This window comes from Streptomyces sp. NPDC006544 (assembly GCF_040611715.1).
Taxonomy (GTDB): Bacteria; Actinomycetota; Actinomycetes; order Streptomycetales; family Streptomycetaceae; genus Streptomyces.
In genome coordinates, this window is record NZ_JBEXOV010000145.1 from 1 (window position 1) to 13,091 (window position 13,091).

A 13,091-nucleotide genomic window follows, 5' to 3' on the forward strand; every position below is an offset into this window, starting at 1 on the left:
CATGTCGGAGACCGTGCGCGCCGAGTTCCAGGAACTCGTGCCGAACGTGGTGCTCCACGCGGCCCCAGCGGACGGCGGCGGTGAGCGGGCTGGTCACCGCGTCGCTGGCGATCCTGCTGGCCGTCTCCTCGTACGCGGTGCAGCTCACGTACAAGGACTTCTACGTCTGCTCGCAGGACGCCCTGACGAAGTCGGCCGAGCTCCGGTGCAACGACCTCCTGCCGGACAACTTCATCGGCAAGATGCTCCGCGTCCAGCGCTGACGCCGCGGCCCCGGGGGCCTTTCCGCTTCCGGGACCCGCCGGGCGGGTCCGGAAGCGCCGCCCACTCCACCCGCCCGACCGAGTCCGGCCCCCGGCCCCGCCGCGCACTCCGCCCGCCCGACCGGGTCCGGCCCCCGGCCTCCGGCTCGTTCCGCCTGCCGGGCCGCGCCCGGGGCCCGGGCAGCTCTGCGTGGGCGCACTCCGCGCTGCTCCGCCTGCCCGGTGGGCCGGGCTGCCCCGCCACCTCCACGTGCCGGCCTCCCGGCGGGAGGCCGGCACGGGCTCACTCCGCCTGTCTGCCGGCTACGGAACCGGCCGCTGCACGTGCCGGCCTCCCAGCGAGGCCGCAGCCCCGGGACCGGCTCACCCCGCCTACCCGCCCGCTGCGGCCCCGGCGGCTGCACGTGGGCGGACCCGCGCTGATTCGTCCGCTCGGTTGGCCGGGCTGCCCACCGGACGCCACACGCCGGCCTCCGGGCCGAGCGCGCGGCACCGGCTCACCCCGTTTACCCGTCCGCGCCCCAGCCCGGGCGGCTCCGCGCGCGGACTCCCTACTACTCCGTCTCCCGACCGACCCGACTGCACCACCAGCACCGCCGGCTTCGCCAGCAGGCCGGGAACGCGGCACCGGCTCACGCCGCCCGCACGGGCAGCCTGCGCCCCGTCAGCTCCACGTGCGCGGACTCCGCGCCTCCGCCTGCCCGATCAGCCCGGCTGCCCGGCTGCCCGCCGACTGCGCCTGCCCCGCCGACCCGGTTGCCCGCCAACCCCGTGGGCCGGCCTCCCGGGCGGGGAGGCCGGGGCCGGCTCACTCCGTCCGCCCGGCCGGCCGCGGTCCCGGCGGGTCCGTGTGCGTGGGCTCCGGTCCGGGTTTGCGGCGGGCCAGGACGCGGGCTCCGGTCACGGGCGGCGCGAGCGGGCGCGGGGGCGCCGTGAAGGGCGTCGGCGGCTGTCCGGCGGTCGGCACGGGCGCGGCCGGAGGCGCCGGGGTCGTCGGGGTCGTCGGGAGCGCCGACAGCGGGATCGGGGTCAGGTCCAGCTTCAGGCCGGGGACGACCAGCACCGAGCGCTTCGCCGGCGTCGGCGCGGGCCCGGACGGCTCCGGTGCCGTGGCCGGTGCCGTGCCCGATCCCGTGTTCGCCGCCGCCGGCACCGGCACCGGCACCGCCTGCGGGTGTTCCTCCGCCGCTCCCCCGGCGGCACGCTCCGGCGCCGAGGAGAAGTCCGGGATCAGGGTGCCCGCCGCGCGCCGCAGGGCCGCCCAGCGGACCTCCCGGACGCCGCTGTCGTGCCACCCGTCCTGGCCGCCCTCGTCGGCCAGGCCCCGCGCGGGCCGGTTGCGCCACGCGTGCACGGTCACGGCCAGCGGGACCGCGAGCGCCAGCGTCCAGGCCAGGGCCGCGCCGCCCGCCTGCCACCAGACAGGCCCGAAGGCGGCCAGCTCGCGCGAGCCGAGCGGCCCCGCGGAAGCCGCCGCGAGCCCGGCCGTCGCCAGGGCGCACACCAGCGCGCCCAAGGCCGCCGTGAGCGCGGTCTCCACGTACGAGACCTCGCGCGCCCGGCGGACCGCGAACCAGCCCACCGCCAGCCCGGCCACCAGCGGAACTCCGACTACGGACCAGGTCAGCGGCGTTCCGGGGCCCTCCGCGGGCAGCGCCGCGAGCAACGGGAAGCGGGGCAGCGCGGGCGAGCCGACCCAGCCGAGCGGAGTCGCCGCGGCTCCGGTGCCCAGCGCGAGGCCGGGACCGAGGGCGTAGGCGGCGCCCCAGACCACCGCGTTCGGGATCAGGGTGAGGGCCAGCAGCAGCACCGCGAAGCGGCCGGACCAGACTCCGGTCAGGGCCCCGAAGGAGCTCTGCACCTGAGCCCCGTGCCACGCGAGCGAAACGGCGACCAGCAGGGCTCCGCCGCCGAGCAGCACCAGGGCCCCGCCGGCTCCGGCGCGCAGCGCGAGCTCGTAGCGGGGGCGGGCGAAGCGGGCGGGCAGCGGCCCGAGCGGCCTGCCCCGGGCCTCCCAGACCCCGCCCGCGGCGGCGAGGGCGGCGACCAGCGGGAGGTGCCAGGCCGCGCTGAGCGGGTCGGCGGGCATCGGCCCGCCCGCCGCGTACACCGTGGCGAGGGTGCCGACGCCGAGGTAGCCGCAGAGCACGGCCGAGAACACGACCCCCGCGGGCAGCGGCTCCGCGCCCCGGTCCTCGCCGGCGCCGCTGCCGAGCCGGGCGGCGCGCCGGATGAGCAGCGCGGGCAGCGCGACGAGCAACAGCGGGGTCAGGCCCACGGGGGCGGGCACTGCGGAGAGGGTCTCGTAGCGCACCAGCTCGGTGCCGTGGGCGAGCAGCCACAGTCCCGCGGCCAGGTGGAGCGCGCCGCCGGGGCCGCTGTCGGGGTAGGGGGAGCTGATCCACAGCACGATGACGAGCACGGCGAGGAATCCGAGCCCCAGTCCCGCGGCCATGGCCCCGCCCATCACACAGGCGGCGGCCGCCGGTGAACGGCGCCGGGCGGGGGCCCCGGGGGGCGTGGGCAACGAGGTCCCGCGTTCGGTCACTTGGGTCACCCCGCCATGGTGCCAACGACACGCGCTATGGCCGGGTAACAGGCGAATGCCCGTGGTGTCGCTCAATATACGTTTATGTACTTTTTCGCTCAGGGCGTCCGGGTCGCGGGGAGTGTGGCATGACACAAAGCGTCACGGAGCTGAGCCTCCCCACCCCGAAGGAACGCAGGCGCCTGCGCGAAGCCGCCGGTCTCACGCACGAGGAGGTCGCGGCGGCGGTGGGCGTCACCGCGACCACCGTCCGCTCCTGGGAGACGGGGCGCACGGAGCCACGGGGCCGCAAACGGGAGGCGTACGCGAAGCTCCTGGGCCGGCTCACCGCCGACGCGGACACCGGGTCCCGGTCGGGGAAGGACCCCACCACCGCTCCGGCCGGCGGGGCCGCCGACGCAGGCGAGGACGCCGCCGCGGCCGGGGACGCCGAAGCCGCGACGCCCGTGGTGGGGCCGCAGGCCGCGACCGCCGGAGCCGACTCCGGTTCTGGGTCCGATTCTGTGCCCGATTCTGTGCCCGATTCCGTTTTCGCTGCCGATGTCCCGGCATCGGCAGCGGCGGCCACCGCGGCGGCGGACGGCATGTCGGGCGGGCCGGCCACGCCAACGGGAGCCCCTGCCGCGGACCCGGACGCCGCGTCAGCCCGCAACGCCGTCGAGACCGCCGAGACCGCCGACGGCCGGTTCGGTCCGCGCGGCCGCGGCGCGGCGCGGCCCGTCGGCGCGCAGACCCGGCCCAAGGCGGGCGCCAAGCGCGCCGCGAAGCCCCCGGCCGGGGCGCCCCGGCACGAGGCCAAGGCCACGGTGAAGACCGCCGCGGGCGGTGGCGGCGGCCTGGCCACCCTCCGCCCCGGCGCCCCGGTCCCCCCGAACAACCCGGGCACGGGCACGGGCGGCGGCCCGGGCGCGGGTACCGACCCGAACACGGATACTGACCCGAACGCAGGCACCGACCCGAACACGGGCACCGGCACAGGCCCGGCGACGGGCACCCGCGGCGCGAACACGGGCCACACCGGCCCGGGCCCGGGCACGGGCACGGGCACGGGCACGGGCAGCCCGAACCCGGGCAACGACCCGGCCGCGCGCACCACCGACCCTGACGCCCCCACCGACCCGACCTCGAGCACCCACCCGGGCACCACCGCCCCGGGCCCGATCGACCCGAACGCGACCGCCACCGACGCGGGCACCGCCGCCGCCCCCCGCGCGAACACCACCGACTCGGCCGCGACCGCCACCCACCCGGCCCCCCACTCGGGCCCGGACCGGAGCGGCCCGGCAAGCGGCACCGAGACCGAGTCCGAGACCGGCACCGACACCAAGACCGCCACCGGCCCGGAGCCGGGGTCCGGCGACGCGATCCCGGGCACGGAGGCCGGTACCGCCCCGCAGGGCCCCCGCGCCGACGCCGCCGCGTCCGCCTTCGACGCCCTCTACCGCCGCACCGCACCGGCCCTCACCCGCCAGGCCTACCTCCTCACCGGCCGCCGCGCCCTCGCGCAGGAGGCCGTCGAGCGCGCCTTCCAGGAGGCGTGGGGCCGCTGGCCCGCCGTCGCCACCGACCCGGATCCGGTCGGCTGGGTGCGCGCGGCCGCGTACGAGTACGCGCTCTCGCCCTGGCACCGGTTCAGGCGGGCCCACAAGCACCCCGACAAGCCCCCGGCCGACACCGGCGACCGGATCCTCATGGACGCGATGCTCGCGCTGCCGCCCACCCACCGCCGCACCGTGCTCCTCTACGACGGCGTCGGCCTGGACCTCCCGGACACCGCCGCCGAGACCGAGGCCTCGACCCCCACGGCCGGCGGCCGCCTGGTCAACGCGCACGCCGAACTCGCCGACCGGATCCCGGCGCTGGCCGCCGCGGCTCCCGAGAAGCAGTCCGCGCTGCTGCGCGAGCAGCTCGGCACGCTGACGCCGGCCGTCCCCCTGGAGCCGCGCGCCGCAGCCGTCGTACGGGCGGCCGCCGAGGGCCGGGCGCGGCGGTGGACGCGGGCGGCCCTGGGGCTGACGGCGATGATCGCGGTCGCGGCGGCGTACACGGCGTCGACCGCACCGACGGAGTACGTGCCCCCGCTCGCCCCCGGCGCGAACGTGTCGGGCGTGCCCCCGCACAGCGGCCCGCAGCAGCTCTCCGACGAGAGCCGCCAGTTGCACGAGAAGCTCCGGTCCGACCCGGCGGCCGGACCGGCGCGGGTCTCGCCCAAGGCCGAGTGAGGCCCGGGGGCCTACGGAAAACGGGCGTGGCCCGCACCCCTTCACAGGGTGCGGGCCACGCCCGTCACTGCCCACGGGGCCGCGTACGCAAATCCGTACGGTGCCGCGTGCCGACTGCTGTTACTGCTGTTACTTCTATTACTGCTGCGACTGCGCGGCGCTCAGGATCTCGCGCGCCAGCTTGGCCGTCTCGGTCGGCGTCTTGCCGACCTTGACGCCGGCGGCCTCGAGGGCCTCCTTCTTGGCCTGCGCGGTGCCCGAGGAACCGGAGACGATGGCGCCGGCGTGGCCCATGGTCTTGCCCTCGGGGGCGGTGAAGCCCGCGACGTAACCGACGACCGGCTTGGTGACGTGCTTGGCGATGTAGTCCGCCGCACGCTCCTCGGCGTCGCCGCCGATCTCGCCGATCATGACGATCAGGTCGGTGTCGGGGTCCGCCTCGAACGCCTCGAGGGCGTCGATGTGCGTGGTGCCGATGACCGGGTCGCCACCGATGCCGACGGCGGAGGAGAAGCCGAGGTCACGGAGCTCGTACATCATCTGGTAGGTCAGCGTGCCCGACTTGGACACGAGACCGATGCGGCCGGGCTTGGTGATGTCGCCCGGGATGATGCCGGCGTTGGACTGGCCGGGGGTGATCAGACCCGGGCAGTTCGGGCCGATGATCCGCGTCTTGTTGCCCTTGCTGGTGGCGTACGACCAGAAGGCGGCGGAGTCGTGCACCGCGATGCCCTCGGTGATGACGACGGCCAGCGGGATCTCGGCGTCGATCGCCTCGACCACGGCGGCCTTGGCGAACGCCGGCGGGACGAAGAGGACGGAGACGTTGGCGCCCGTCTTCTCCATCGCCTCGGCCACGGAGCCGAAGACCGGGATCTCGGTGCCGTCGAAGTCGACGCTGGTGCCCGCCTTGCGCGGGTTCACGCCACCGACGATGTTCGTGCCGTCAGCCAGCATCAGCTTGGTGTGCTTCATGCCCGTGGCACCGGTCATGCCCTGGACGATGACCTTGCTGTCCTTGTTGAGGAAGATAGCCATGTGAGTCTGTGACCTCTGCCCTTACTTCGCAGCCGCGAGCTCGGCGGCCTTGTCGGCCGCGCCGTCCATGGTGTCCACGCGCTGGACCAGCGGGTGGTTGGCGTCCGAGAGGATCTTGCGACCCAGCTCGGCGTTGTTGCCGTCGAGGCGGACGACCAGCGGCTTGGTGACCGCCTCGCCCTTGCTCTCCAGCAGGGCCAGGGCCTGGACGATGCCGTTGGCGACCTCGTCGCAGGCGGTGATGCCACCGAAGACGTTGACGAAGACGGACTTGACGTCCGTGTCGCCGAGGATGATCTCGAGGCCGTTCGCCATCACCTCGGCGGACGCGCCGCCGCCGATGTCGAGGAAGTTGGCGGGCTTGACGCCGCCGTGGTTCTCGCCGGCGTACGCGACGACGTCGAGGGTGCTCATGACGAGACCCGCGCCGTTGCCGATGATGCCGACCTCGCCGTCGAGCTTCACGTAGTTGAGGTTCTTCGCCTTGGCGGCGGCCTCGAGCGGGTTCGCGGCAGCGTGGTCCACGAACTCCTCGTGGCCCGGCTGGCGGAACTCGGCGTTCTCGTCGAGCGAGACCTTGCCGTCGAGCGCGATGACGCGGCCGTCGGCCACCTTCGCCAGCGGGTTGACCTCGACGAGGAGCGCGTCCTCGGCGATGAAGGTCGCCCACAGGGTCACCAGGATCTCGGCGACCTGCTCGGCGACGGCCTCCGGGAACTTCGCCTGGGCGACGATCTCGCGGGCCTTCTCGATGGTCACGCCCTCGTTGGCGTTGACCGGGACCTTCGCGAGGGCCTCGGGGGTCTTCTCCGCGACCTCCTCGATGTCCATGCCGCCCTGCACCGAGGCCATGGCCAGGAAGGTGCGGTTGGTCCGGTCGAGGAGGTAGGAGACGTAGTACTCCTCGGCGATCTCGGGAGCGGTCTCCGCGATCATCACCTTGTGGACCGTGTGGCCCTTGATGTCCATGCCGAGGATGTCCGTCGCACGAGCGACGGCCTCGTCGGGGGTGGCGGCGAGCTTGACGCCACCGGCCTTGCCACGGCCGCCGACCTTCACCTGCGCCTTGACGACCGACTTGCCACCCATGCGCTCGGTGGCCGCTCGGGCTGCCTCAGGCGTGTCGATGACTTCACCGGCCAGCACCGGTACACCGTGCTTGGCGAAGAGGTCCCTCGCCTGGTACTCGAACAGGTCCACGCGCGTCCGTCCCTTGTCTTCAAAAGATTCGCAGTGATTCGCGGTTTTCTGCTATCTGCGTGGGCGTGCCGCGGAGGGCAACGTGACGGCGCTGTCACAAGGAAGGCGCACACGGTGACCGTGGACGCGGCATGTCCGTCCCGCAGGTTATCCCCGTGGGACGTAGGTCCCTAAATCGCAGATCACACCTGAGCGGTGATACCTGTCACAGATCGCCTCACGGTTGAACTGCGTCTTCGTGCGATCCGCCGAGACCGGAGCGCCGTGACGGGCACCGGAGCCGCCCCGGGACAAGCCCCCGAACGGCCGTCCCGCCGGGTCCCGGACGACCGTCCCGCCGGGTCCGGGACGGCCGCCGCGGCCGCGCCGGGAGCCTCGTACGGACGGTGCGTTCAGGAGGCCGGGACGGGCGCGGGAAGGGGCCTCTTCTCCAGGGCGGCGGCCATCACGTCCGGAAAGAGGTCGGGCGTGCAGGCGAAGGCGGGTGCGCCCAGCGCGCCGAGCGCGGCGGCGTGTTCGCGGTCGTAGGCGGGCGCGCCCTCGTCGGACAGCGCGAGCAGCGTCACGAACTCGACGCCCGCGCCCTTCATCGCGGCGACCCGCTTCAGCATCTCGTCGCGTATCCCTCCCTCATAGAGATCACTGATGAGGACGACGACCGTGTCGGCAGGACGGGTGATCCTCGACTGGCAGTAGGCGAGCGCGCGGTTGATGTCGGTGCCGCCGCCGAGCTGTGTGCCGAAGAGCACGTCGACGGGGTCGTCGAGCTGGTCGGTGAGGTCGACGACGGCGGTGTCGAAGACGACCAGGCGGGTCGAGATCGACCGCATGGAGGCGAGGACGGCGCCGAAGACCGAGGCGTAGACCACGGACGCCGCCATCGAACCCGACTGGTCGATGCAGAGGATGACGTCCTTCTTCACCGACTGGGCCGCACGGCCGTAGCCGATCAGCCGTTCGGGGACGACGGTGCGGTACTCGGGGAGGTAGTTCTTCAGGTTGGCCCGGACCGTGCGGTCCCAGTCGATGTCCGCGTGCCGGGGCCGGCTGATCCGCGCGGACCGGTCGAGCGCGCCGGTGAGGGTGGCCCGCGTCCGGCTCGCGAGCCGCTTCTCCAGTTGCTCGACCACCTTGCGGACCACCGCCCGGGCGGTCTCCCTGGTGGTCTCGGGCATCGCCTTGTTGAGGGAGAGCAGGGTCCCCACGAGGTGCACGTCCGGCTCCACGGCCTCCAGCATCTCCGGCTCCAGCAGCAGCGCGGACAGGCCGAGCCGCTGGATCGCGTCCCGCTGCATGATCTGGACCACGGAGCTGGGGAAGTAGGTGCGGATGTCACCGAGCCAGCGCGCCACCTTCGGCGCGGACCCGCCGAGCCCGGCCGAACGCTCCCCCGCCCTCCCGCGCCCCCCGCCGTCCCCTCCGTAGAGCGCCCCGAGCACGCCGTCCATCCCCGCGTCCGCCCCGCCCAGCGCGCACCCGGTGCCGTCGGCCTCGCCCCCGAGGACCATCCGCCACCGCCGCAGCCGCTCGTCGGCCCCGCTCACGCCACCGTCACCCATCTGCCCGTCCCCGCTCTCGTCGCTCTCGTCGCTCTCGTCGCAACAGTTCGTCGTCACATCCGGCCGCGCCCGCGCCGGCCGGCCCCGCCCGGGGGCGCCGCGGCCGGGCCCTGGAGCCGGGCCTGCGGCCCCCGCCCCGCTCAGGCCGCCGCCCCCGCCAGGAGAAGGCGGACCAGGTCCACCACCGCGTCCGCGCGGCCCTCGTCCAGTTCCGGGGCGAAACCGGCCGCGCCCGCTCCCGCTCCCGCAGCCGCCGCGTGCGCGCCCCCGCCCGAGGGACCCCGCCGGGCCAGTTCCCCCAAGGTCCGCTTCACGCCCGGCTCGTACGCCCCGAAGGTCCGCCGCAGCAGCGGCAGTACGTCGACGAACGCCCGCTCCGGCACCGACACCAGCCAGGCGTCGATCAGCCCCAGCAGCCGCTCGTCGTGGACCAGCAGGGTGCCGCCGCCCGCGCCGCCGCCCGCGAAGCCCTCGATCCAGCCCGCCGCGTCGGCCGGAGCCGAGGCCGGGGACAGGGAGAGCCCCATCAGCCGGGCCGTCTCCTCGGGCGGCAGGCGCCCGTCGTCGAGCAGCAGCCGGGCGGCCCGGCCGCGTATCAGCCCGGGGACGGTGTCCCGCCCGGCCAGCGTCCCCAGCACCGCCGACCAGCGCTCCCGCAGGCCGTCGGTCCCAGCGGTGCCCAGCAGCCCGATCGCGCCGTGTACGGCGTCCACGTGCCCGCGCAGTTCGGCCGCCGCGTCGGCGTCCAGCCCGGCCGCGCAGGCGGGCGGCAGCGCCACGCATATCCGCTCCGCGAGCCCGGCCGCGACCGTGCCCAGCGCCGCCGCGTCGGTCCCGCGTACGTCCCCGTACCGCAGCGAACGGGCCAGCGCGGGCAGTGCCTTGGCCAGGCCGGCCACATCGGTGTCCAGCGCGGCCCGGTCGGCGAGCGCCCGCAGGACGGCGGGCAGCGCCTCGGAGAGCCCGGCCAGCAGGCAGCGCTCGGCGAGCGCGGTGACCGCGCCCAGCTCGTCGGCGCCCGCCGCTTCGGCCTCGGCCCTGGCCGTGGCCGCCCCGAGCACCGTCGTCCCCCAGATGCCGGCCTCGGCCACCCGCACGGCGAGCTCCGGCTCCCAGCGGAGCCGCCAGGTCTCCCGGAAGGTCCCCGTGCTCCCACGCGAGGCCACCGGTACGCCCCAGTCGATGCCGAGCAGCCGCAGCCGGTGCAGCAGCAGGGACTTGGCCGCGTCGGTGTCCTTGCGCAGGTCGAGCTCCAGCTCCCGGTCCTGCGCCTCGGCCTTGAGGCGCAGCGAGCGCTGCTGGCGGGTCATGTCCCGCTGGAGCGGGACGACGGGCGCCGCGTCCGGGACCTCGCCGAGCACGTCCCCCACGACGAGCCGGTCCTCGATCAGCGCGAGCGGGACGTCGGAGCCCTCGCACATCACCGCCCGGACGGCCTCCAGGGTCTCCGTCAGTCCCGGCACCGGCCTGCCCCGCATCGCGGCGAGGGTGTCGGCGAGCCGGACCGCTTCGATGACGTGCGCCGAGGAGACCTGCCGGTCCTCCTCGCGCAGCAGGCCCGCGACCTTGGTCAGCCACCGCTCGACGGGCCGGTCCCGGGCCGCGAAGAGGTGCGCGTACCAGCCGGGCGAGGTGATGCCTGCCCCGTAGCCGCCGGCCCGTGCGAGGCGGCGGTGGGTCCAGGGGACCCAGGTGGTCTCCACCTTGACCTTGGGCAGTTTGGCGAGCAGCGCCTTGTCCGCGGCCGCGGTGGTCCTCGCCCGCAGCGCCGGGACGTGCCACGCCCCGCAGACCACGGCGTACGCGTCGCCGAACTCGCGGCGGGCGGCCCGCATCCGCTGCCGCATGTACGCCTCGCGCACCAGGTCCCGGTGGCCGCCGGCGCCGTACTCCTCGCGGAGGGCTCCCATGGCCTCGCCGACGGCCTCGAACGCGCCCAGCGGGTCGCCTCCGGCGCCGGCCTCGCCCCGGTGCTCGACGACGTCCTCCCACCAGCGCTCGGGATCGTCGTACCCCGCGGCCTCGGCGAGGACGCCGAGCGGGTCGAGCCGCACGGAGTCCAGCGCCTCCCCCTGGTGCTCCTCCCGCTGGTGCGCCTCCCCCTGGTGTTCCCCGTCCCGGCGGTCCTCCTTCCCCTCCGTGCCGTCCGTCGCCCCGCCCGCCGGCGCCAGGGAGTGTGCGGCGGGCAGGTCGATGAACCGGACCGGTACGTCCCGTGCCTGCGCCCACCGGATGGCCGCCCATTCCGGGGAGAAGCCGGCCATCGGCCAGAACGCGGCCCGCCCGGGATCGTCGGCGACGTGCGCGAGCAGCGCGACGGGCGGCCGCATCCCGGGGTCCGCGGCCAGCGCCAGCAGCGCGTCCCCCTCCGGCGGGCCCTCGATCAGCACGGCCGCCGGCCGCGCCGCGTCGAGGGCGGCCCGCACGGCGCGGGCGGAGCCGGGGCCGTGGTGCCGCACGCCCAGCAACAGCGGCCCGCGCGCCTCGGTCCGCGGGCTCATGCCGTCACCTCGCGGCAGGCGCGGTAGAAGTCCTTCCAGCCGTCGCGCTCGCGCACCACGGCCTCGAGGTACTCCTGCCAGACGACCTTGTCGGCGGCCGGGTCGCGTACGACCGCCCCGAGGATCCCGGCGGCCACGTCGGAGGCGCGCAGCACTCCGTCCCCGAAGTGGGAGGCCAGGGCGAGGCCGCCGGTGACCACCGAGATGGCCTCGGCGGTGGAGAGGGTGCCGCTGGGCGACTTCACCTTCGTGCGCCCGTCGTCGGTGATTCCGCCGCGCAGCTCGCGGAAGACGGTGACGACGCGGCGGATCTCCTCCAGGCCCTCCGGCGCGGCCGGCAGGTCGAGGGCACGGCCCATCTCGTCGACGCGGCGGGCCACGATGTCGACCTCGGCGTCGGCGGTGGCGGGCAGGGGCAGTACGACGGTGTTGAAGCGGCGGCGCAGCGCGCTGGACAGCTCGTTGACCCCGCGGTCGCGGTCGTTGGCGGTGGCGATGAGGTTGAAGCCGCGCACGGCCTGCACCTCCTGGCCGAGCTCCGGTATCGGGAGGGTCTTCTCGGACAGGACGGTGATGAGGGAGTCCTGGACGTCGGCCGGGATGCGGGTGAGCTCCTCGACGCGGGCGGTCATCCCCTCGGCCATGGCCCGCATGACGGGGCTCGGCACGAGGGCTTCCCGGCCGGGGCCGTGCGCGAGGAGGCGGGCGTAGTTCCAGCCGTAGCGGATGGCCTCCTCGGGGGTGCCGGCGGTGCCCTGGACGAGGAGGGTGGAGTCCCCGCTGACGGCGGCGGCGAGGTGCTCGGACACCCAGGTCTTCGCGGTGCCCGGGACTCCGAGGAGGAGCAGGGCGCGGTCGGTGGCGAGCGTGGTGACGGCGACTTCGACGATCCGGCGCGGGCCGACGTACTTGGGCGTGATGACGGTGCCGTCGTCGAGCGTGCCGCCGAGGAGGTACGTCGCCACGGCCCACGGGGAGAGCTTCCAGCGGGTCGGGCGGGGCCGGTCGTCGGCGGCCGCCAGGGCTTTCAGTTCGTGCGCGAAGGCGTCTTCGGCGTGCGGTCGCAGCGCCTCGGTGGCGGTCTCGTTCTCGGTCGTGGTCATGGGTCCCCCTCCAATGCCTCGCAGCCGCTTCCGACTGCTGTGACCACGATGCACCCGACCACTGACAACGGGCCCCGGGAGAAGCGTTGTTGCAGGTCAGGGCAATTGTCAGTGGGGGTCTCTACGGTGGGACACATGACTGAGCAGGGGGTCCGCTGGACAGCGGAACAGGTACTGGCTCTGGCTCCTGACGACGCGTCACGCAAGGCGGGGGCCAGACTCGGCGGGGCGGGGCCGTGGTCGCAGACCGGAGGTTCCGCTTCCGGTGCGGTGTGGGGTCTGTGCAAGGGCAGCGGCAGCAAGCCGTACCGGACGGTCGTCGACCTGACCGGCCCGGCGTACAAGTGCTCCTGCCCGAGCCGGAAGTTCCCCTGCAAGCACGCGCTGGGGCTGTTGTTGCTCTGGTCGGCGGAAGGGATGGGTGATGCGGGAAAGGGAGCAGCAGGGGGATCGACGGGGGGATCGACAGGCGCGGGGGACGAGGCGTGGGCCGGGGCTCCGGACTGGGCGGCCGAGTGGCTGGCGGACCGGGCGGCGAAGGCCGCCCGGTCCGGGGGCGGGCGGGCCGCGGCGGGCGGCCCGGGGGGCGCGGGGGGCGGGCCGCGCGGGGGCGGGCGGGGGGCGGCGCGGGGGGGGGGCGGGGGGGCCGGGCGGGCG

Annotated in this window: 8 protein-coding genes and 1 pseudogene; 3 read left to right on the forward strand and 6 right to left on the reverse strand. The window is 75.3% G+C overall.

The window, feature by feature from the left end:
- Window positions 1-80: 80 nt before the first annotated feature.
- Complete coding sequence (locus ABZY44_RS35250; protein ID WP_356661184.1) at window positions 81-263, forward strand: hypothetical protein; 183 nt, start codon at window positions 81-83, stop codon at window positions 261-263.
- 808 nt (window positions 264-1,071) lie between these two features.
- Here the strand turns inward: ABZY44_RS35250 and ABZY44_RS35255 are convergent.
- Window positions 1,072-2,820 (reverse strand): DUF6350 family protein, encoded by a 1,749-nt coding sequence (locus ABZY44_RS35255; protein WP_356661186.1) that lies wholly within the window; start codon window positions 2,818-2,820, stop codon window positions 1,072-1,074.
- A 119-nt stretch (window positions 2,821-2,939) separates the two neighbouring features.
- On the opposite strand from ABZY44_RS35255, the pseudogene ABZY44_RS35260 reads away from it, so the two are divergent.
- Window positions 2,940-3,128, forward strand: a pseudogene (locus tag ABZY44_RS35260) (helix-turn-helix transcriptional regulator); the annotation flags it as partial.
- A gap of 2,043 nt (window positions 3,129-5,171) precedes the next feature.
- Here the strand turns inward: ABZY44_RS35260 and sucD are convergent.
- The 5 genes from sucD to ABZY44_RS35285 all read right to left on the reverse strand — a co-directional run bounded on the left by sucD (window position 5,172) and on the right by ABZY44_RS35285 (window position 12,434).
- A complete protein-coding gene (sucD, locus tag ABZY44_RS35265) occupies window positions 5,172-6,071 on the reverse strand; it encodes a succinate--CoA ligase subunit alpha (protein WP_356661188.1) in 900 nt (299 codons plus the stop codon).
- A 21-nt stretch (window positions 6,072-6,092) separates the two neighbouring features.
- Window positions 6,093-7,271, reverse strand: coding sequence for an ADP-forming succinate--CoA ligase subunit beta (gene sucC / locus ABZY44_RS35270; RefSeq protein WP_356661190.1), 1,179 nt, complete (start codon window positions 7,269-7,271; stop codon window positions 6,093-6,095).
- A gap of 392 nt (window positions 7,272-7,663) precedes the next feature.
- Window positions 7,664-8,830, reverse strand: coding sequence for a VWA domain-containing protein (locus ABZY44_RS35275; protein WP_356661197.1), 1,167 nt, complete (start codon window positions 8,828-8,830; stop codon window positions 7,664-7,666).
- Between the two features lie 140 nt (window positions 8,831-8,970).
- Complete coding sequence (locus tag ABZY44_RS35280) at window positions 8,971-11,331, reverse strand: DUF5682 family protein (RefSeq protein ID WP_356661192.1); 2,361 nt, start codon at window positions 11,329-11,331, stop codon at window positions 8,971-8,973.
- Entirely contained in the window at window positions 11,328-12,434 is a 1,107-nt protein-coding gene (locus ABZY44_RS35285) for an AAA family ATPase (protein WP_356661193.1), read from the reverse strand. Before ABZY44_RS35285 ends, ABZY44_RS35280 begins: the two co-directional genes overlap by 4 nt.
- Before the next feature lie 135 nt (window positions 12,435-12,569).
- Between ABZY44_RS35285 and ABZY44_RS35290 the strand changes: the two genes are divergently transcribed.
- On the forward strand, window positions 12,570-13,091 hold a 522-nt coding region (locus ABZY44_RS35290), incomplete at its 3' end, for an SWIM zinc finger family protein (protein WP_356661195.1).

Excerpts from the sequence above, each read along its gene's own strand:
- sucD (WP_356661188.1), bottom strand. The coding sequence starts at position 6,071 with ATGGCTATCTTCCTCAACAAGGACAGCAAGGTCATCGTCCAGGGCATG.
- ABZY44_RS35275 (WP_356661197.1), bottom strand. The coding sequence starts at position 8,830 with ATGGGTGACGGTGGCGTGAGCGGGGCCGACGAGCGGCTGCGGCGGTGG.
- ABZY44_RS35280 (WP_356661192.1), bottom strand. The coding sequence starts at position 11,331 with ATGAGCCCGCGGACCGAGGCGCGCGGGCCGCTGTTGCTGGGCGTGCGG.
- ABZY44_RS35285 (WP_356661193.1), bottom strand. The coding sequence starts at position 12,434 with ATGACCACGACCGAGAACGAGACCGCCACCGAGGCGCTGCGACCGCAC.